The organism is Streptomyces sp. NPDC058145, from assembly GCF_042884245.1.
Classification (GTDB): domain Bacteria; phylum Actinomycetota; class Actinomycetes; order Streptomycetales; family Streptomycetaceae; genus Streptomyces.
Genome location: NZ_JBHVUH010000008.1, coordinates 140,095 through 159,651 on the forward strand (window position 1 = coordinate 140,095; position 19,557 = coordinate 159,651).

General features: G+C 71.3%; 19 protein-coding genes. 16 read left to right on the plus strand and 3 right to left on the minus strand.

What is annotated here, in order from left to right:
- The first annotated feature begins 126 nt into the window (after positions 1-126).
- From ACFVVO_RS19565 to ACFVVO_RS19640, 16 genes are all read left to right on the plus strand, one after another.
- Entirely contained in the window at positions 127-1,386 is a 1,260-nt protein-coding gene (locus ACFVVO_RS19565) for an MFS transporter (protein ID WP_390056474.1), read from the plus strand.
- Between the two features lie 9 nt (positions 1,387-1,395).
- The gene (gene pafA / locus ACFVVO_RS19570; protein ID WP_020938995.1) at positions 1,396-2,757 is read left to right on the plus strand and encodes a Pup--protein ligase; all 1,362 of its coding nucleotides are present in this window, start codon (positions 1,396-1,398) and stop codon (positions 2,755-2,757) included.
- 143 nt (positions 2,758-2,900) lie between these two features.
- Positions 2,901-3,914: an FKBP-type peptidyl-prolyl cis-trans isomerase gene (locus tag ACFVVO_RS19575; RefSeq protein WP_390056475.1), complete on the plus strand. Its 1,014-nt coding sequence runs from the start codon at positions 2,901-2,903 to the stop codon at positions 3,912-3,914.
- A 93-nt stretch (positions 3,915-4,007) separates the two neighbouring features.
- Positions 4,008-4,391 (plus strand): FKBP-type peptidyl-prolyl cis-trans isomerase, encoded by a 384-nt coding sequence (locus ACFVVO_RS19580; RefSeq protein ID WP_390056477.1) that lies wholly within the window; start codon positions 4,008-4,010, stop codon positions 4,389-4,391.
- A 161-nt stretch (positions 4,392-4,552) separates the two neighbouring features.
- The gene (locus ACFVVO_RS19585) at positions 4,553-5,530 is read left to right on the plus strand and encodes a helix-turn-helix transcriptional regulator (RefSeq protein WP_390056479.1); all 978 of its coding nucleotides are present in this window, start codon (positions 4,553-4,555) and stop codon (positions 5,528-5,530) included.
- 18 nt (positions 5,531-5,548) lie between these two features.
- Positions 5,549-6,592, plus strand: a complete 1,044-nt coding sequence (locus tag ACFVVO_RS19590) for a helix-turn-helix transcriptional regulator (protein WP_390056481.1) — start codon at positions 5,549-5,551, stop codon at positions 6,590-6,592.
- 80 nt (positions 6,593-6,672) lie between these two features.
- The gene (locus tag ACFVVO_RS19595) at positions 6,673-6,906 is read left to right on the plus strand and encodes a hypothetical protein (protein WP_390056879.1); all 234 of its coding nucleotides are present in this window, start codon (positions 6,673-6,675) and stop codon (positions 6,904-6,906) included.
- Between the two features lie 20 nt (positions 6,907-6,926).
- Positions 6,927-7,121 carry a hypothetical protein gene (locus tag ACFVVO_RS19600; RefSeq protein WP_390056483.1) on the plus strand — a complete coding sequence of 65 codons (195 nt, stop codon included), beginning with the start codon at positions 6,927-6,929 and terminating at the stop codon, positions 7,119-7,121.
- 252 nt (positions 7,122-7,373) lie between these two features.
- Positions 7,374-7,652, plus strand: a complete 279-nt coding sequence (gene tatA, locus ACFVVO_RS19605) for a Sec-independent protein translocase subunit TatA (RefSeq protein WP_390056484.1) — start codon at positions 7,374-7,376, stop codon at positions 7,650-7,652.
- Between the two features lie 47 nt (positions 7,653-7,699).
- Complete coding sequence (tatC, locus tag ACFVVO_RS19610) at positions 7,700-8,650, plus strand: twin-arginine translocase subunit TatC (protein WP_390056485.1); 951 nt, start codon at positions 7,700-7,702, stop codon at positions 8,648-8,650.
- Between the two features lie 104 nt (positions 8,651-8,754).
- On the plus strand, positions 8,755-11,616 hold the full coding sequence (locus ACFVVO_RS19615; protein ID WP_390056487.1) for a DEAD/DEAH box helicase: 2,862 nt from the start codon (positions 8,755-8,757) through the stop codon (positions 11,614-11,616).
- A gap of 350 nt (positions 11,617-11,966) precedes the next feature.
- Entirely contained in the window at positions 11,967-13,625 is a 1,659-nt protein-coding gene (locus tag ACFVVO_RS19620) for an ATP-binding protein (protein WP_390056489.1), read from the plus strand.
- Positions 13,622-14,026 (plus strand): roadblock/LC7 domain-containing protein, encoded by a 405-nt coding sequence (locus ACFVVO_RS19625; RefSeq protein ID WP_390056490.1) that lies wholly within the window; start codon positions 13,622-13,624, stop codon positions 14,024-14,026. The genes ACFVVO_RS19620 and ACFVVO_RS19625 overlap by 4 nt, the downstream gene beginning before the upstream one ends.
- Positions 14,023-14,442 carry a DUF742 domain-containing protein gene (locus ACFVVO_RS19630; RefSeq protein ID WP_390056492.1) on the plus strand — a complete coding sequence of 140 codons (420 nt, stop codon included), beginning with the start codon at positions 14,023-14,025 and terminating at the stop codon, positions 14,440-14,442. Before ACFVVO_RS19625 ends, ACFVVO_RS19630 begins: the two co-directional genes overlap by 4 nt.
- A complete protein-coding gene (locus ACFVVO_RS19635) occupies positions 14,423-15,043 on the plus strand; it encodes an ATP/GTP-binding protein (protein ID WP_199209907.1) in 621 nt (206 codons plus the stop codon). Before ACFVVO_RS19630 ends, ACFVVO_RS19635 begins: the two co-directional genes overlap by 20 nt.
- A 44-nt stretch (positions 15,044-15,087) precedes the next feature.
- Positions 15,088-16,584, plus strand: a complete 1,497-nt coding sequence (locus tag ACFVVO_RS19640) for a cytochrome P450 (RefSeq protein ID WP_390056494.1) — start codon at positions 15,088-15,090, stop codon at positions 16,582-16,584.
- 32 nt (positions 16,585-16,616) lie between these two features.
- On the opposite strand, the gene ACFVVO_RS19645 is transcribed toward ACFVVO_RS19640, so the two are convergent.
- From ACFVVO_RS19645 to ACFVVO_RS19655, 3 genes are all read right to left on the minus strand, one after another.
- A complete protein-coding gene (locus tag ACFVVO_RS19645) occupies positions 16,617-17,570 on the minus strand; it encodes an RluA family pseudouridine synthase (protein ID WP_390056496.1) in 954 nt (317 codons plus the stop codon).
- Between the two features lie 95 nt (positions 17,571-17,665).
- A complete protein-coding gene (locus ACFVVO_RS19650; protein WP_390056498.1) occupies positions 17,666-18,514 on the minus strand; it encodes a siderophore-interacting protein in 849 nt (282 codons plus the stop codon).
- Positions 18,515-18,556: 42 nt separating this feature from the next.
- A complete protein-coding gene (locus ACFVVO_RS19655; protein WP_390056500.1) occupies positions 18,557-19,477 on the minus strand; it encodes a 5'-3' exonuclease H3TH domain-containing protein in 921 nt (306 codons plus the stop codon).
- Positions 19,478-19,557 lie beyond the last annotated feature (80 nt).

Below are 19,557 nucleotides of genomic sequence, written 5' to 3' on the forward strand. Positions count from 1 at the left end.
TGTTCTGGCGGTCGTTCGCCTCCGGGCTCCGCGGCCCGCCGGCTCACGTCCGGTCGTCTGGACGGGTGAACAGCGCACATGGTACGTATGACAGGCGGGGTTATACGTAACACTTGGAGGCGGGACATGGCCGCGGGATACCTGGAGATCCTCAGGGCGAGACACGCGGCCCGGCTGCTGACCGGCACCCTGGTGGGCCGGCTGCCCAACGCGACCGCCGCGATCGCGCTGGTGCTGTTCGTCCGCGCCGAGGGCGGCACGTACGGCCTGGCGGGCGCCCTCGCGGCCGTGTACGGCGTCGCCAACGCCGTCGGCCAGCCCGTGCTGGGCCGCCTGGTGGACCTGCACGGCCAGCCGCGCGTCCAGTTGCCCGCGGCCGTCCTGTCGGCGCTGGCGATGGCCGTCTTCGCGTTCTCCGGCACCGACCCGCTGCTCCTCGCCTGCGCCGCCGTGGCCGCCGCCGGCCTGTTCACCCCGCCGCTCGAGGGCGGTCTGCGGGCCCTGTGGCCCTCCGTGCTGCGCCGCGAGGAGCAGGTGCACACCGCGTACGCCATGGACGCCGTCGCCCAGGAAGTCATGTTCACCGTGGGCCCGTTGCTGGTGACGCTGTGCGTGTCGCTCTGGTCGGAGCGGGCGGCGCTGCTGGTGCTGAACGCCGTCGGTGTCCTCGGCGCGCTCTCGGTGGTCCTCTCGCCGCCCTCGCGCGCGTGGCGCTCGGCGCCGCGCGACGCGCACTGGCTGGGCGCCCTGCGCTCGCCCGGCCTGCTCGTGCTGCTCGGCGCCTTCCTGTTCGTCGGCATCGCGCTCGGCTCCATCACCGTGGCCTCGGTGCCGTACGCCGACGAGCACGGCGGCGACGCGGTCTACGGCTGGCTGATGGCCGCTCTCGGCCTCGGGGCGCTCATCGGCGGCACCGTGTACGGCGCGCGCGCCTGGAGCGGCGCGCCCGAGCGGCGACTGCGGGTTCTCGTAGCCCTTCTGGCGGTCTGTTACCTGCCGCTGATGCTGATGCCGGGCGCGGCCGCCATGGTGCTGCTCAGCCTGGTCTCCGGGGTGTTCCTCGCCCCCTGCATCGCCTGCGCGTTCATCATCGTCGACCGGCACGCGCCGAGCGGCACCGTCACCGAGGCGTTCTCCTGGCTGGTGACGACGTTCACCGTGGGAGCCTCGGTGGGAACGGGCCTGGCGGGCCCGGTGGTCCAGGCCGGCGGCCCGCTGTGGGGATACGCCGTCCCCGGCGCCGCGGGAGCCGTGTCCCTGCTGGTCCTGCTCGCCACCGGGCGGGTCCTCGCAGCTCCCGCGCGGAGCGGGGTTGTTGCGGCTTCATCGGAAAATGATCCAAATCGTGCTGCCGAACCCCGTTTCAGCTCGGGGGATCGGGCGTAATGTTCAGTCATGGACCGCCGCATTTTCGGGCTGGAGAACGAGTACGGCGTCACGTGCACGTTCAGGGGACAGCGCCGCCTGTCTCCTGACGAGGTGGCGCGGTACCTCTTCCGCCGTGTCGTGTCATGGGGCCGCAGCAGCAATGTCTTTCTGCGAAACGGCGCCCGGCTCTATCTGGACGTGGGGTCACATCCGGAATACGCCACACCCGAATGTGACAACGTGACCGAACTGGTCACCCACGACAAAGCCGGCGAGCGCATTCTCGAAGGACTCCTGGTGGACGCGGAACGACGCCTGCACGAGGAGGGAATCGCGGGCGACGTCTACCTCTTCAAGAACAACACCGACTCGGCGGGCAACTCCTACGGCTGCCACGAGAACTATCTGGTGGCCCGGCACGGGGAGTTCTCCCGGCTCGCGGACATCCTCATCCCGTTCCTGGTGACCAGGCAGCTGCTGTGCGGCGCGGGCAAGGTTTTGCAGACCCCGCGCGGAGCGGTGTACTGCGTCAGCCAGCGTGCCGAGCACATCTGGGAGGGAGTCTCCTCGGCGACGACCCGCTCCAGGCCCATCATCAACACCCGCGACGAACCGCACGCGGACGCCGAGCGCTACCGCCGGCTGCACGTCATCGTCGGCGACTCGAACATGTCCGAGACGACCATGCTGCTCAAGGTCGGCGCGACCGACCTGGTGCTGCGCATGATCGAGGCGGGCACCGTGATGCGCGACCTCACCCTGGAGAACCCGATCCGGGCGATCCGCGAGGTCAGCCACGACATCACCGGCCGGCGCAAGGTGCGCCTGGCCAGCGGCCGGGAGGCCTCCGCGCTGGAGGTGCAGCGCGAGTACTTCGACAAGGCCGTCGACTTCTGCGACCGCCGCGGCATCCGCACCGGCACGGTCGCGCAGGTCCTGGAGCTGTGGGGCCGCACTCTCGACGCCATCGAGACCGAGGAACTGGACCGCATCGGCACCGAGATCGACTGGGTCATGAAGTACAAGCTCATCGAGCGGTACCGGGCCAAGCACAACATGACCATGTCGCACCCGCGGGTCGCCCAGATAGACCTCGCCTACCACGACATCCACCGTCGCCGGGGTCTTTACTACCTGCTGGAGAAGAAGGGCCAAGCCACCCGGATCTGCAACGACTTGAAGATCTTCGAGGGCAAATCGGTCCCCCCGCAGACCACTCGGGCCCGGCTGCGCGGCGACTTCATCCGCCGGGCACAGGAACAGCGTCGCGACTTCACCGTCGACTGGGTGCACCTCAAGCTCAACGACCAGGCACAGCGCACGGTGTTGTGCAAGGACCCGTTCCGTTCGGTGGACGACCGCGTGGAGAAGCTCATCGCCGGAATGTGACACCGCACGCGAGTCGAGCGTCACCGAGCCCAAGTGCCGGAACGCCACACGGGCGCCGTACGTTTTCCGTACGGCGCCCGCCTCGCGTCGTAGAGTTGCGCGCACGCCAATCCGCAAGATCGACCGATTACGAGGCCCTTCCCGTGCGCCGACGCTCACTCCTCCTCGCAGCCGTACCCGCAGGACTGGTCACGCTCGCCGGATGCGGCGACGACAAGTCCAAGTCCAGCAAGGCCGGCGCGTCACCGACACCGTCGGGCTCGGCGTCCTCCGTACCCCCGCCCAAGATCGTGGACGGGCCGCTGCCGGCGATCACGGCGGGCACGAAGTTCGGCGAGAAGCCGACCGTCGCCAAGGGGCCGGGCGACCCGTCGGAGGATCTCGCGGTCAAGACGGTCATCGCGGGCAGCGGACGCACGGTCGCGGAGAACGACTTCATCGAGGCGAACTACCTGGGCCAGATCTGGAGCACCGCGAAGGTCTTCGACAACTCCTACGACCGCCACCGCCCGCTGGTCATGCAGCTCGCCCAGGGCAACCTCATCGACGGCTGGCGGTATGCCCTGCAGGGCAAGAAGACCGGCAGCCGCGTGCTCATCGCCGTCCCGCCCACCTGGGGCTACGGCAAGTCGGGCAACGCGCAGGCGGGCATCAAGGGCACCGACACCCTGGTCTTCGTCATCGACGTGGTCGACTCCTTCAACTCCAAGAGCTCCGCCCACGGCAAGCCGGTCCCGCAGGACGACCCCGCGCTGCCGACGGTCGGCACCAACACCGACGGCAAGGCGCCCGAGATCAAGCCGGCCAAGCAGAGCACCCCGCCGAAGAAGCTGGCCTCCGCCTACGTCCTGGAGGGAGAGGGCCCCGAGGTCCAGGCGAACCAGGCGGTGCTGTGCCAGTTCAAGGGCGTGGTCTGGGGCACCGACAAGGCGTTCCAGCAGACGTACGACTCCGGGCGGCTCAGCCAGTTCTCGCTGGAGCAGATGCAGCAGGTCGTCAAGGGGCTGGCGCAGGGACTGACCGGCAAGAAGGTGGGCAGCAGGGTCCTGATCGTCGTACCGCCTGACCTGGGCTACGGCGACACCCCGCCGAGCGGCAGCGGCATCAAGAAGGGCGCCACGCTGGTGTTCTCGGTGGACATCCTCGCCGCGATGTGACCAGGCCCCGCCGTGGCGCCGTGGCAGGCGGCAGACCAGCGGGGATGACAGACTGTCCGTGTTTCGTGTCGTACACAAGCAGGAGCTTTTGACGTGAGCATCGAGAAGCCCGAGATCGACTTCCCGGGCGGCGAGCCGCCGGCGGACCTCGAGATCAAGGACATCTGGGAAGGGGACGGCGAGGTCGCGGAAGCGGGCGACATCGTCAAGGTCCACTACGTGGGCGTCGCCTTCTCCTCCGGCGAGGAGTTCGACGCCTCCTGGAACCGCGGCACCCCGCTGGACTTCCAGCTCGGCGTCGGCCAGGTCATCCAGGGCTGGGACAAGGGCGTCCAGGGCATGAAGGCCGGCGGCCGCCGCCAGCTGACCATCCCCGCGCACCTCGCGTACGGCGACCGCGGCGCCGGTGGCGGCCGGATCGCCCCGGGCGAGACGCTGATCTTCGTCTGCGACCTCGTGGGCGTTGCCAAGCGCTGACCGAACCTGGTCGAAGGAGGGCCCGTGCTGTCCGCACGGGCCCTCCTCGCGTGACCGCCGCTGTTCAGGACGTCTCCGCTTCCCCGCTCCGGCTTTGCCCCGACACCCCGGGGCGGTACGGTCATCGGTCGGAAGCACCATAGGAAAGGCGAAGGGCGTCGATGGCCATTGCCAAGGCCGAGCGGCTGATGAACCTCGCGCTGTGCCTGCTCGGCACCCGCCGGCCGCTCAGCAAGCGCGAGCTGCGCGACTCCATCGAGGCGTACGTCGAGGCGTCCAGGCCGGAGCGGGGCGCGGCGGGCAGCGACGACTCCTTCAACCGCATGTTCGAGCGGGACAAGGACGACCTGCGCGAGCTGGGCCTGGTCATCGAGACCGTGGAGAACATCGACGGCGAGGTCGGCTACCTCGCCCGCCGCGACAGCAACCGCCTGCCCGCCATCACCCTGGACGCCGAGGAGGCCGCCGCCCTGGGCCTCGCGGCCAAGGTCTGGCAGCAGGCCCGCCTGGCCGGCGCGGCCAGCGGTGCCCTGCAGAAGCTGCGCGCCGCCGGCCTTCCGGAGGACGTCGACCCCTACGAGGCGCACGGCGCCCTGGAGCCGCGCATCCCGGTGCACGAGGCCGCCTTCGAACCGCTGATGCTGGCCTGCCGCGACCGCCGCCCCGTGGTCTTCGACTACCGCAAGGCCTCCGCCGCCCGTCCCGAGCCCAGGCACGTCGAGCCCTGGGCGCTGGAGTGCTGGCGCGGCCACTGGTACCTGGCGGGCTTCGACCGGGACCGGGGCGCCGAACGCGTCTTCCGGCTCTCCCGGATCACCGGCCGGGTGCGCTCCCGCGGTACCGGCTTGACCGCGCCCGTGCCCGACGTGGTCACCGTGCGCGAGACCGTCGCGAGCTGGGCCGGCGAGATCGCCGACCGCTCGGCGCTGATCCGGCTGCGCTCCGGCTCCGGTTACCCCCTTCGGGCGAAGGCCACCGCGGTCCGGGAACTCGGCGACGGCTGGGACGAGTTGGAAATTCCGTACGGGCACGGATTGGACGCCTGGCTGGTGGAGTTCGGGCCGGACGTGGTGGTCGTGGAGCCGGCCGAGCTGCGCACGGACGTGGTGGACCGGCTGCGTGCCGTGGCCAAGGGCTGAGGGGGACGGAGCACAACCATGGCAGGCAAACCGGTCAGGCCCGTGAACGCCATCGACCAGACCCGGCGGATGCTCTCCCTGGTCACCTACCTGAGAGAGCGTCCCGGCGCCAGGATCGCGGACGTGGCGCGCGCCTTCGGCATCACCGAGGACGAGCTGGTCTCCGACCTCGATCTGCTGCCCATGTGCGGCACCAGCTTCCGCGGCGGCGACCTGCTGGACATCGACACCGACGGCGAGCGCATCTGGTGGCACAACCCGGCAGCCCTCGGCGAGGAGGCGGCCGAGCCGCTCCGGCTCGCCGCCGACGAGGCCACGGCCCTGCTGGTGGCCGCCCGCGCGGTGTCCACCCTGCCGGGCCTCAGAGAGAGCGACCGCCAGGCGCTGCTGCGGGCGACGGCCAAGGTGGAGACGGCGGCCGGTGAGGCGGCCGGCGCCAGCGCCCGGCTCTCGGTGACCTTCGAGTCCGAGGGCGGGGTCTTCGCCGACGTCGACCGCGCGATCTCCGAGCGCCGCCGGCTGTGGATCCGCTACTACTCACCCGCGCGCGACGAGATCACCGAGCGGGAGATCGACCCCATCCGCCTGGTCAGCGTCGGCCACACCTATGTGGAGGCATGGTGCCGCCGCTCCGAGGCGCGCCGCACCTTCCGGCTGGACCGGGTCGCCGAGATCAGGGTCCTGGACGAGCCGTCGGCGCCGCCCGAGATGGAGCTGCGGGACCTGTCCGAGGCCCTGGTGCAGCCGGCCGCCGAGGACCCGGAGGTGGTCATCGAGGTCGGCCCCGGCGGCCGCTGGGTGGCCGAGTACTACCCGCACGACAGCGCCGATGAGCTTCCCGACGGCGGGCTGCGTATCTCTCTGCGTACCCCCGATCCGGCCTCGCTGAGACGGCTGGCCCTGCGCCTCGGCCGTGACGGCCGGATCGTCTCGCCGCCCGAGCTGGCCGACAGTGCCCGATCGGCGGCCCGCGAGGCACTGGCGGCGTACGACACGGACACCCCGCCGGTGCGCGGTGGTGCCGATGACCGGCGTGACGACAGGCAGGAGCGAGAGCGTTGAGCGAGTCTCCGGTGTCCGGTGCGAACCAAGCCACGAGGGAGGCCGGCGGCCAGCTGACGGTGGCGTCCGCCTTCGCCGGGATGAGAAGAGCGGTCCCGGTGCTGTTCCGGGCCGGCTGCCCGGACTGCCGGGGCCGCTTCGAACTCGCCGCGGGCGCCCTGCGCCTGGCCATAGGCGCCACGAGCCGGACGACGTTCTACTCCTTCACCTGCCCCGAGTGCGGTTCCTCGGTGCGCAAGCCCGCCGGGGAGCGGATCGTCGAACTGCTCACCGGCGGTGGTGTCCGCACCCTGCGGCTGCACTCCACGGTGTAGGACCGTCTAAGGTCGACGTCATGTTCTGGCCGATGTTCGCGGTAGCCGTGGGTTTTCTGACGCTCGCCGTGCTGGGGGTGCTCGCCGTGCGGGTGTTCCTCGAGGCACGCCGCCTGGGGCAGCAGGTCGCCGACTCCGCGCGCCGCATCAACCGGGCCGCCGAGGACCTGGAGCGGGCGGCGGTGAGCGCGGCCCGCGCCGTGGACACGCTGTGAAGTCACGACCCCGAGAGTCCGGTAAGGGTCACGGTTTGGGGCACTTCGCCCTGTCATGCTGGGTGGCGGGGCAGGTACGCTGCTGATCGCGGCGCGAAGAACGAGGCGCGTGCCGCGGACCGGGCGTACGCAAGGGGATTGCCTCACGTTCACCCCTGAGCGTTACGATCGCTGGCAGCACGATCGCTCGGACATGTGTCCGACTGGTCGGACAGCACCCACCCAGTCGCCTCGGTGAGAAGGTAAAGACTTATGTTCGGAAGGCTCGGAGCCCCCGAGATCATTCTCATCCTCGTCGTCATCGTCCTGCTGTTCGGCGCGAAGAAGCTTCCGGACATGGCGCGCTCGCTCGGCAAGTCCGCGCGCATCCTCAAGAGCGAGGCCAAGGCGATGAAGGACGAGGGCAACACCTCCGCCCCGGCGCCCGGCTCCGACGAGCAGCCTCCGTCCCAGCGCACCATCCAGGCGGCCCCCGGCGACGTGACCAGCTCCCGGCCGGTCAACGAGCCGTCGGACACCACCCAGCGCTGACGCAGGGCCGGAGCACTCCGGCCCGCCGCACGAGATGAGGACGTGGGTTGCTCAAGTCTGCCCGCAAGAAGGAGACGGATCCCGAGGGGCGGATGCCTCTCGCGGATCATCTTCGTGAGCTCCGCAACCGGCTCGCGAAGGCCATGCTGGCCATCGTCGTCGTGACGATCGTCGCCGCCTTCTTCTACAACGACATCATCAACTTCCTGACCAAGCCGATCCTCGACTCGGTGGGCTGTCAGGAGAGCTTCGAGCAACTGGCGAAGTCCCCGGTCAGGCACCAGTGCGCGGAGATCACCATCAACGGGCTTCTCGCCCCGTTCACTTTGGCACTGCAGGTCTCGCTGATGGCGGGCGTCGTGCTCGCCTCGCCGGTCTGGCTCTACCAGCTGTGGGCCTTCGTCGCGCCCGGTCTGCACCGGCACGAGAAGAAGTACGCCTACGCGTTCGTCTTCACCGGCGCCCCGCTGTTCTTCGCCGGCGCGTTCTTCGCGTACAAGGTGCTGCCCACCACCGCCAAGGTGCTGATCGACTTCACACCGAACGGCGCCATCAGGAACCTCCTGCCGCTGGACGACCTGCTCCAGCTGGTCACCCGCATGGTGATCGTCTTCGGCCTCTCCTTCGAGCTGCCCCTGCTGCTGGTCATGCTCAACCTCACCGGGGTGCTGGGCGGCAGGCGGATGCTCGGCTGGTGGCGCGCGATGATCCTCGGCATCACGGTCTTCGCGGCCGTCGCCACGCCGAGTACCGACCCGCTCTCCATGCTGGCCCTCGCCGGACCGATCTGCGTGCTGTACTTCGGCGCGGTCGGCTTCTCCCTGCTCAACGACAAGCGCAGGCGCCGCCGCGAGGCCGCGGGACCCGCCGACGACGAGGCCTCCGAGCTGGACCTGACCCCCGAGGACATCGGCGAGGTCCAGCCCGTCCCGGCCGCCCGCACGGTGCCCGAGCAGACGAGCCCGGAGCGGGTCAACGGCTACGACGACGTGACCTGACCCCTCGGCCGCAGCGCCGCCGGTGCCCCCGTCCCCGAGGACGGGGGCACTCGTCGTTCGCGCTCGCCCCGGGATCCGCTGCCGCTCAGCCCACGATCCGGATAATGATCGTCCTGTTGTCAGTGGGGCCCGGTACGCTCGAAAGCACGATGACAGAGGACCTCTCACCGGCCGAGCGGTACACGGCCGCCCGCCTGCGGGCAGCCGAGCAGGCCACCGCGCTCGCGGCCTTCCGCGAGATGTACGACTTCGGCCTCGACCCCTTCCAGATCGAGGCCTGCCAGGCGCTCGAGGCGGGGAAGGGCGTGCTCGTGGCCGCCCCCACCGGCTCGGGCAAGACGATCGTGGGCGAGTTCGCCGTCCACCTCGCCCTGCTGCAGGGCAAGAAGTGCTTCTACACCACCCCCATCAAGGCGCTGTCCAACCAGAAGTACGCCGACCTGTGCCGCCGCTACGGCGCGGCCAAGGTCGGCCTGCTCACCGGCGACAACAGCGTGAACTCCGACGCCCCGGTGATCGTGATGACCACCGAGGTGCTGCGGAACATGCTGTACGCCGGCTCGCAGACCCTCCTCGGCCTCGGCTACGTGGTCATGGACGAGGTGCACTACCTCTCCGACCGCTTCCGTGGCGCCGTCTGGGAGGAAGTGATCATCCACCTGCCCGAGTCGGTGACCCTGGTGTCGCTGTCGGCGACCGTGTCCAACGCCGAGGAGTTCGGTGACTGGCTGGACACCGTCCGCGGCGACACCGAGGTGATCGTCTCCGAGCACCGGCCCGTGCCGCTGTTCCAGCACGTACTCGCCGGGCGCCGGATGTACGACCTGTTCGAGGAGGGCGAGGGCCACAGGAAGGCCGTCAACCCCGACCTCGCCCGGCTCGCCCGCATGGAGGCGAGCCGGCCCTCGTACCAGGACCGGCGGCGCGGGCGCGCGATGCGCGAGGCCGACCGGGAGCGGGAGCGCAGACAGCGCTCCCGGGTGTGGACGCCTGGCCGGCCCGAGGTCATCGAGCGCCTCGACGCCGAGGGCCTGCTGCCCGCCATCACCTTCATCTTCAGCCGGGCCGGCTGCGAGGCCGCCGTCCAGCAGTGCCTGTACGCGGGCCTCAGGCTCAACGACGACGAGTCCCGGGAACAGGTGCGGGCCCTCGTCGAGGAGCGCACCGCCGCCATTCCGCCGGAGGACCTCCACGTCCTCGGGTACTACGAGTGGCTGGAGGGTCTTGAGCGCGGTATCGCCGCCCACCACGCGGGCATGCTGCCGACCTTCAAGGAGGTCGTGGAGGAGCTGTTCGTACGCGGGCTGGTCAAGGCCGTGTTCGCGACCGAGACGCTCGCGCTCGGCATCAACATGCCCGCCCGTTCGGTGGTGCTGGAGAAGCTCGTCAAGTGGAACGGCGAGCAGCACGCCGACATCACCCCCGGCGAGTACACGCAGCTGACCGGCCGGGCCGGCCGCCGGGGCATCGACGTCGAGGGCCACGCGGTCGTGCTGTGGCAGCGGGGGATGAGCCCCGAGCACCTGGCCGGTCTCGCCGGCACGCGTACGTACCCGCTGCGCTCCAGCTTCAAGCCGTCGTACAACATGGCGGTCAACCTGGTCGAGCAGTTCGGCCGGCACCGCTCCCGCGAGCTGCTGGAGACCTCCTTCGCGCAGTTCCAGGCCGACAAGTCGGTCGTCGGGATCTCCCGGCAGGTGCAGCGCAACGAGGAGGGCCTGGACGGCTACAAGGCCTCCATGACCTGCCACCTCGGAGACTTCGAGGAGTACGCGCGGCTGCGCCGCGAGCTGAAGGACCGGGAGACCGAACTGGCCCGGCAGGGCGCCAGCCAGCGGCGCGCCGAGGCCGCCGTCGCCCTGGAGAGGCTCAAGCCGGGTGACGTCATCCACGTGCCCACCGGCAAGTACGCGGGCCTCGCCCTGGTGCTGGACCCGGGCCTGCCCGCCGGGCGTTCCGACGGCCATCGCGGCTTCGACCACTACGACGGTCCGCGCCCACTGGTGCTGACGGCCGAACGGCAGGTCAAGCGGCTGGCGTCGATGGACTTCCCGGTGCCGGTCGAGCCGCTGGACCGGATGCGGATCCCCAAGTCCTTCAACCCGCGCTCCCCGCAGTCCCGCCGGGACCTCGCCTCGGCGCTGCGCACCAAGGCCGGGCACATCCCGCCGGAGCGGGCCCGCAAGAAGCGTTCGCAGGCCGCCGACGACCGGGAGATCGCCCAGCTGCGCACGGCGATCCGCGCCCACCCCTGCCACGGCTGCGACGACCGCGAGGACCACGCCCGCTGGGCCGAGCGCTACCACCGCCTGCTGCGCGACACCTCGCAGCTCGAGCGCCGGATCGAGGGCCGTACGAACACCATCGCGCGGACCTTCGACCGGATCGTGGCGCTGCTCACCGAGCTGGACTACCTGCGCGGCGACGAGGTCACCGAGCACGGCAGGCGACTCGCCCGGCTCTACGGCGAACTGGACCTGCTGGCCAGCGAATGCCTGCGCGAGGGCGTCTGGGAGGACCTCGCCCCGGCCGAACTCGCAGCCTGCGTCTCGGCGCTGGTGTACGAGGCCCGGGTCAGCGACGACGCGATGGCGCCCAAGCTGCCCTCGGGCAGGGCGAAGGCCGCCCTCGGCGAGATGGTCCGGATCTGGGGCCGGCTGGACGCCGTCGAGGAGGAGTTCCGGATCAGCCAGACCGAGGGCGTCGGCCAGCGCGAGCCGGACCTCGGCTTCGCCTGGGCCGCGTACATGTGGGCCTCCGGCAAGGGCCTCGACGAGGTGCTGCGCGAGGCGGAGATGCCGGCGGGCGACTTCGTGCGCTGGTGCAAGCAGGTGATCGACGTGCTCGGCCAGATCTCCGCCGCCGCGCCCGCCGCCTCCGCCGAGGGGTCGACCGTGGCGAAGGCCGCGCGCAAGGCCGTGGACCAGCTGCTGCGAGGCGTGGTGGCCTACTCGTCGGTGGGCTGAGCCCGCCCGCGCGGACGCGACCGGCCCCGGCCGGTCGCGTCCGGCGCCGCCCCCCCCATTCACTCATCACGGTGAGTGAGTTTCGCATGCGTGTACGCCGTCACGGATGGTGTTCGAACAAACGCACAGCGTGTAAATGGAGCCGAGCGTACTCCTGTGGCGTGGGTGAATTCAGGTGCTTGCCGAATATGACACGGCGATGATCCGGTCGGACTAAGCTCGCCCGCGACGCACCAAGTTGAGCCAATTCGTGCGCATGTCCCCAAACATCCCGAAGATCCCCATAGTTCCGTGAATCTTCCCCGCGCAAGCTCCCCCGAACCCCAGCCGACTCGTCTCAGAAGGCATCCATGGTGAGTGTTCGAAAGCCTCCCGGTGGCCATGAACTTCCCTTCGCGCGCGTGCTGTTGCCGCCGGCCATAGTGATGGCAGGGGCGACCGGGGCCGCCGCCGCCCTGGTCCCGGCCTCCGCCCGGATCGCCGTCGTCGGGTGCGGGACCGTGGCCCTGCTGCTGATCCTCGCCCTGGCCGCGGAGATCGTCCGCCGCAGCCGCGGGCTCCGCGAGACACGGGCCGAGCACGCCCGTCACACCGCGTATCTGGAGCACCGCCTCGCCACCCACGACGCGGAGATCGTCCGGCTCGGCACCCAGGTCCTGCCCACCGCGCTGCTCCACCTGCGCGCCGGAGAACCGCTCCGGGAGGTGATGCGCAAGGTCGTCGACAACGACCCCGAACTGCGCCACCTGCCCGACTCGCAGCGCATGCTGCTGCACACGGCGCTGCGCGGCGCCGACCACGAGATCTCGATGCGGGACGCCACCGAGCGCTCCTTCGTCAGCATCGCCCGCCGCGTCCAGGCCATCGTCCACCAGCAGGCCAGCGAACTGCGCGAGATGGAGGAGGATCACGGCCGCAACCCCGAGGTCTTCGACGACCTGCTGCGCATCGACCACGGCACCGCGCTGATCGGCCGTCTCGCCGACTCCATCTCCGTGCTCGGCGGTGGCCGCCCCGGCCGCCAGTGGCCCCTGCCCGTGTCGCTGTACAGCGTCATGCGCGGCGCGATGTCCCGGATCCTGGAGTACCGGCGTATCGACCTGAGCTCCATCGTCAACATCAACATCAAGGGCACCGCCGTGGAGCCCATCATCCACGCCGCCGCCGAACTGCTCGACAACGCCACCCGCTACTCGCCGCCGTCGACCAAGGTGCACGTCACCGCCGTCGAGGTGCAGACCGGCCTCGCCATCGAGATCGAGGACGCCGGCGTCAGCCTCAGCGAGGAGTCCCGGGCCCGCATCGAGAAGGCGATCACCGACGCCATGGCGGCCGACGACGCCCACAACCTGGGCGAGAGCCCGCGCCTCGGTCTCGCCGTCGTCGGCCGGCTCTGCAAGGCGTTCGACATGCAGGTCTCGTTGCGCGCCTCGGCCTACGGCGGCGTCCGCGCGATCCTCGTCGTGCCGCGCGTGATGACCACCACGGAGCCCGGGGTCGGTGCCGCCCACGGCATCGGTGCCACCGCCGTGCCCATGCCCGAACTCGGCGCGGTGGAGGGCCCCAAGCGCCCGCCCAAGAAACGCCGCCCCACCAGCCCCCGCATCCCCGCCGGGATCTCCATGGAGGACGACGTCCCCGAGGTCACCGAGTGGACGGCGGGCGGCCTGCCGCAGCGCCGCAGCCGGGTGAAGACCCCGCTCAGCCAACGGATCGCCGAGCAGGCCGCCATCGAGCGCGCCGAGCGCGAGGGCAGGCCCACCGTCTGGTCCCAGCCGGCGCCCGAACCGGAACCCGAGCCCGAGATCGACCCCGAGCTCCAGAAGCTGAAGGACCGGCCACCGGGCATGTGGGTCGACGCCTTCTGGGACGGCCTGAAGAAGGGCATGCCCGAGGGCGCCACCGCGGCCGAGCTGACCGACTTCACCCGGAACCCGACCGCTTACCTGCACCTGATCGACGATTCGGCAGGCCCCACCGAGGCCGACGACGAGGGGAACCTCAAGTGATCCAGCAGCGAGGCAACATCGACTGGATGCTCAAGCAGCTCAACGACGGCGTCCCGGGCATCCAGATGATCGTGGTCCTCTCCGCCGACGGACTGCGCATCGCCCGCCACGGCGGCGACCCCGACGCCGCCGACCGGGTGGCCGCCGCCTGCGCGGGCATGCAGAGCCTGGCCAGTGCCATCACCCAGGAGATCGAAGGCAGCGGTGACATGAAGCTCGTCGTCATCGAGATCGACGGCGGCTACTTCTACCTCATGAACGCCGGCGCCAACGCCTTCCTCGCGGTGCTCGCCGACGTGACCTGCGAACCGGGCCGGATGAGCGGCATGATGCGCGACCTCGTCGTCCGGATCGGCACCCACCTGACGAGCCCGCCCCGGCGGAACGGGCAGACCGTATGACTCCGCCGCGACGCAAACGCCGGCGGCCACCGCAACTGCCGACACCCCCGCCCCCGCCGCCCGCGAAGGCGGCGGACGGCCCCGAGCGGCCCCGCAACCCCGAGCGGCTGTACACCATCGCCGGCTCCGCCGACGGCGCCCGGGCCGAACTCGACCTGGTGACGCTGATCGTGGCGCACTCCGCGCCGACACCGTCCGCCTCCCCCGAGCAGGCGGCGGTGCTCCGGCTCTGCACCGCGCCGCTGTCCGTGGCCGAACTCTCGGCCTACCTCAACCTGCCGTTCAGCGCGACGACCGTCCTGCTCACCGAGCTGATCACGGCCGAACTGGTGCAGGCGCGCGCCCCGATCGTCCGCCAGGCGCTCCCCGACCGTTCACTCCTCGAAGCGGTGATGCATGGACTTCAACGGCTCTGACACCATCCCCGGCCCGCGCACCGAGGACCATCTGCCGCAGACGGCCCAGGCCGCGGTGAAGATCGTGATCGTGGGCGGTTTCGGTGTCGGCAAGACCACCATGGTCGGCTCCGTCAGCGACATCAGGCCGCTGACCACCGAGGAGACCATGACCCAGGCCGGCATCGGGGTCGACGACAACTACGGCTCCGACACCAAGACGGCCACCACCGTGGCGATGGACTTCGGCCGCATCGGCATCACCGACAAGCTGGTGCTGTACCTGTTCGGCACCCCCGGCCAGGAGCGCTTCTGGTTCCTGTGGAACGGCCTGTTCGAAGGCGCGCTCGGCGCCGTCGTCCTGGTCGACACCCGGCGCCTGGAAGTGAGCTTCGACGTCATGGGACGGCTCGAGGAACGCGGCGTGCCCTTCGTCGTCGCCGTCAACACCTTCCCGGACGCGCCCCGTTACCCGATCGAGGAACTGCGCACCGCGCTGGACCTGGCCCCGGAGATCCCGATCATCGACTGCGACGTGCGCCGCCGGGCCTCCAGCAAGGACGTGCTGATGACCCTGATGCGCTTCCTGCACTCCCTGGCCCTGTCCGGCGCCCTCCGCTGACCCGTGTCCGACCGACTCCACACCATCCGTTCCGGAGCTGCACCGTGACGTCTGAACCCCAGTCCCTTACCGGCACCGAACCCACCCCCGGTCCGCCGCCCGGCTGCCCGGCGCACGGCCTCGGCCCCGGCGAGGCGCACCGGATCCACGGCCCCGACGCCGAGGACCTGGGCCACCTCTACGAGCATCTGCGGGAGCGGCACGGCGCCGTGGCGCCCGTACTGCTCCACGACGACGTACCGATGTGGGTGGTCCTCGGCCACGCCGAGAACCTGCAACTGGTGCGCAGCCCCTCCCAGTACACCCGCGACAGCCGGATCTGGTCCCCGCTGCTCCAGGACCGGGTCAAGCCCGACCACCCGCTCATGCCGCACATCGCCTGGCAGCCCATCTGCTCGCACGCCGAGGGCGACGAGCACCAGCGGCTGCGCGCGGCGGTCACCGGCGCCATGGCCCCCATCGACCACCGCGGCCTGCGCCGCCACATCGGCCGCTCCACCCAGGCCCTGGTCAACGACTTCTGCGAGCGCGGCCGGGCCGACCTGGTCTCCCAGTTCGCCGAGCACCTGCCGATGGCCGTGATGTGCGAGATCCTCGGCATGCCCGAGGAGTACGACGACCGGATGGTGCAGGCCGCCCGCGACGCGCTCAAGGGCACCGAGACCGCCATCCGGAGCCACGCCTACGTCATGGAGGCGCTCGGCCGGCTAACCACCCGCCGCCGGGCCCGCCCCGAGGACGACTTCACCAGTCACCTCATCGGCCACCCGGCGGGGCTGACCGACGACGAGGTCCGCGAGCACCTGCGGCTCGTCCTGTTCGCGGCCTACGAGGCCACCGTCAACCTCCTCGCCAACGCGCTGCGCATGGTGCTGACCGAGCCTGGCTTCCGCGCCCAGCTCAACGGTGGCCAGATGACGGTGCCGGAGGCCATCGAGCAGTCGCTGTGGGACGAGCCGCCGTTCAGCACCGTCCTCGGCTACTTCGCCAAGCAGGACACGGAGCTGGGCGGGCGGCGCATCCGCCGGGGCGACGGGCTGCTCTTCGCGCCCGCCCCGGGCAACGTCGACCCCCGAGTGCGCCCCGACCTCTCCGCCGGCATGCAGGGCAACCGGTCCCACCTGGCGTTCGGCGGCGGCCCGCACGAGTGCCCCGGCCAGGACATCGGCCGGGCCATCGCCGACGTCGGCGTGGACGCGCTGCTGATGCGGCTGCCCGACATCCAGCTGGACTGCGCCGAGGAGGAGCTGCGCTGGCGCTCGTCGATCGCCTCCCGGCACCTCGTGTCGCTGCCGGTGCGCTTCGAGCCCAAGGCCCAGCAGGACGCGAGCCTGCCGCCCAGCCCGTCGACCGTCCCGCCGCAGCGTTCCGGCCCGCCGGCCGTCACCGCGCACGTCGAACCGGCCCCCGCCGCGAAACCCCGGCCGCCGGTTCCCGCCCCGGTCTCCGCCCCCGTTCCCGTCTCCGTCCCCGCGGCGCCGGAACCGTCCCGCCGCGAGAGCGTGTGGCAGCGGCTGCTGCGCTGGTGGCGCGGGGAGTGAGCGACGGGTCTCACGGGGAGTGAGCGAGACGGCTACAGCTCCTGCCCGGCCCATCCGGCCGGGCAGGACCAGGCCCGCAGAGTCCGCCCGCTGACGAAGGCATGCCGCGCCCCGGTGACGGGGTCGGTGAACTCCAGCCTCCGGGCCAGCAGTTGCAGCGGGCGCCGGAAGTCACCGGGCGCTACGGGGCCGGTCACCTCCGGGTACAGCGGGTCGCCGAGGATGGGCACGCCCAGCGTGTTCAGATGCACCCGGAGCTGATGGGTCTGCCCGGTCTCCGGCAGGAGCCGGTACCGGCCAAGACCGTCCCGGTGCTCGGCCAGCTCCACCCGGGTCACCGCGTTCGGCTCGCCCTCGACCTCACGCGCGGCCTGCACCCCGCGCTCCTTCACGATCCGGCTGCGCACGGTGCGGGGCAGGGCGAGCGCCGGATCGTACGGCGCCACGGCCTCGTACTCCTTGCGCACCCGCCGGTCCCGGAACAGCGTCTGGTAGGCGCCGCGCTCCTCGGGCCGCACCGTGAACAGCACCAGACCGGCGGTGAGCCGGTCCAGCCGGTGCGCGGCGGTCAGCGCCGGCACGCCCAGCTCGTCGCGGAGCCGGGCCAGGGCGGTCTGGGTGACGTGCGAACCGCGCGGGGTCGTCGCGAGGAAGTGCGGTTTGTCGGCCACGACGATGTGCTCGTCCCGGTGCACCACCTCCAGCGGGAAGGGCACCGGCACCTCGGCGGGCAGCTCGCGGTGGAACCACACGAACATCCCCGGCCGGTAGGGCGCTTCCGGCTCGACCGCCCGCCCGTCGGCGCCCACGAAGAGCCCCGCGTCGAACATCGCCTCGACCGCTCCGGGCCCGGCGCCCGTCAGCCGTGCCACGAGATGTTCCCGCACGGTCGCCCACGCCCCGCCGTACGGCAACCGCACCCGCACCGGGTCGACACCGTGGCGCTGGGGGAGCGGGGCGGGCGGGGGAGGGGTACGGCGTCTCACGAGGTCAAGGGTACGAGCGCGCCGGAAGGCCCGGCGAGGCCGGCCATGGGCGGGGGAGTTGGGGCCGGGGGCCGGCCGCCGCCGCGGGGCCGGGCTCAGGCGGCCGCCGCGTCGCCGCTCTCCTGCTCGGCCTCGATCCGGGCGTTCCACTCCCGCTTGGCGGCCTGCCAGCCGTCCTCGTTGTGGCCGAGGCGCCAGTAGCCGGAGATCGACAGATCCTCGCGCGGGATCCGCAGCTCGATCCGGAGCATCCGGCGCAGTTCCTTCACGAACGCCGCCTCGCCGTGCACGAACGCGTGCGGCCGGCCCTCGGGGAACTCCAGCGCCCGTACGGCCTCGAGCAGTGCCTGGCCCACCGGCCGGTTCCCGCGGTGCAGCCAGACGACCTCCACGTCGGAGTCGATCTTCTGCTCCTCCTCGGGGCCCGACACCTCCACGAAGGCGTGTGCCCGGGCGCCGGCCGGCAGTGTCTCCAGGGCACGGGCGATCGCGGGCAGCGCGCTCTCGTCGCCGGCGAGCAGATGCCAGTCGGCACTCGGGGCCGGGGCGTAGGCGCCACCGGGACCGATGAAGCGCACGGTCTCACCGGGGCGCGTCCGCGTGGCCCAGGGTCCGGCCAGCCCCTCGTCGCCGTGGATCACGAAGTCCAGTGTCAGCTCCCGGTGTTCGGGATCCCAGGCGCGCACGGTGTACGTCCGGGTCACCGGCCACTGCTCACGCGGGAACTCCGCCCGGACGCGCTCCAGGTCGAAGGGCTCGGGATAGGTGACGCCCTCGGGGCCGAACAGCAGCTTCACATAGTGGTCGGTGCAGGTGTCCGCGGCGAATCCGGCGAGGCCCTCGCCGCCGAGCACCACGCGCTGCATGTGCGGGGTCAGCCGCTCGGTCCGCACCACCTGGGCGGTATAGGGCTTGCGCGGCTTTCGTCCCGGACGCTCTGCCATCACGGCCTCCTGCTGCATTGGTTAGGTTTACCTAAGTTAGCATCACGTACCGAGCGTCGTCAGCAGTCGCCCGAGGGAGCCGCCCAGTCCCCAGCGCACCGCCAGCGCCTCCAGACCGGCCGGATCGCGCGGGGTGCGCGGCAGGGCGGTCTCGACGTCCGGCAGCGGGACGTCACCGGCCACCCGCACCACCTTCGGCGCGACGGCGACATAGGGCCGGGCCTCGGTCAGCCGCTTGCGCTGCGACGGCGTGAGCCTCGCCCGCGGGTCGTCGACCGCCGCCATGATCCCCGCCAGGTCGCCGAACTCGGCGAGCAGTTTGGCGGCCGTCTTCTCGCCGATCCCGGGCACGCCCGGCAGGCCGTCGCTCGGGTCGCCGCGCAGCAGCGCCAGATCCGCGTACCCGCGCCCGTCGACCCCATACTTCTCGCGCAGCACCGCCTCGTCGGTCAGCTGCAGCGTGCCGACGCCCTTCAGTGGGTAGAGCACCCGGATGCCGCGCTCGTCGTCGACGAGCTGGTACAGGTCGCGGTCGCCGGTGACGATGTCCACGGAGCCGCCGGCCCGCGCGGTGAACGTGCCGATCACGTCGTCCGCCTCGTACCCCGCGACCCCCACCCGGGCGATGCCGATGGCGTCCAGCACCGCCTCGATGACCGGCACCTGCGGGGAGAGCGTGTCCGGCACCTCCTCCTCGTCCGGCGCGCCCTCGTGCTCCGCGGCGACCCGGTGCGCCTTGTACGTCGGGATCAGGTCCACCCGCCACTGCGGCCGCCAGTCGGCGTCCATGCAGGCCACCAGCCGCCCCGGCCGGTGGTCCTTCACCAGCCGGTCGATGAAGTCCAGCAGCCCGCGCACCGCGTTCACCGGGGTGCCGTCCGGTGCCTTCACGGAGTCCGGCACGCCGAAGTAGGCACGGAAGTAGAGCGAGGCGGTGTCGAGAAGCATGAGTCGTCCGGTCACGCTCGCATCATGCCGTACGGCACTGACACGGCCCTTGTTGTGACGTAAGACACTTAAAAGTTTGACCAATGAGGATCTGG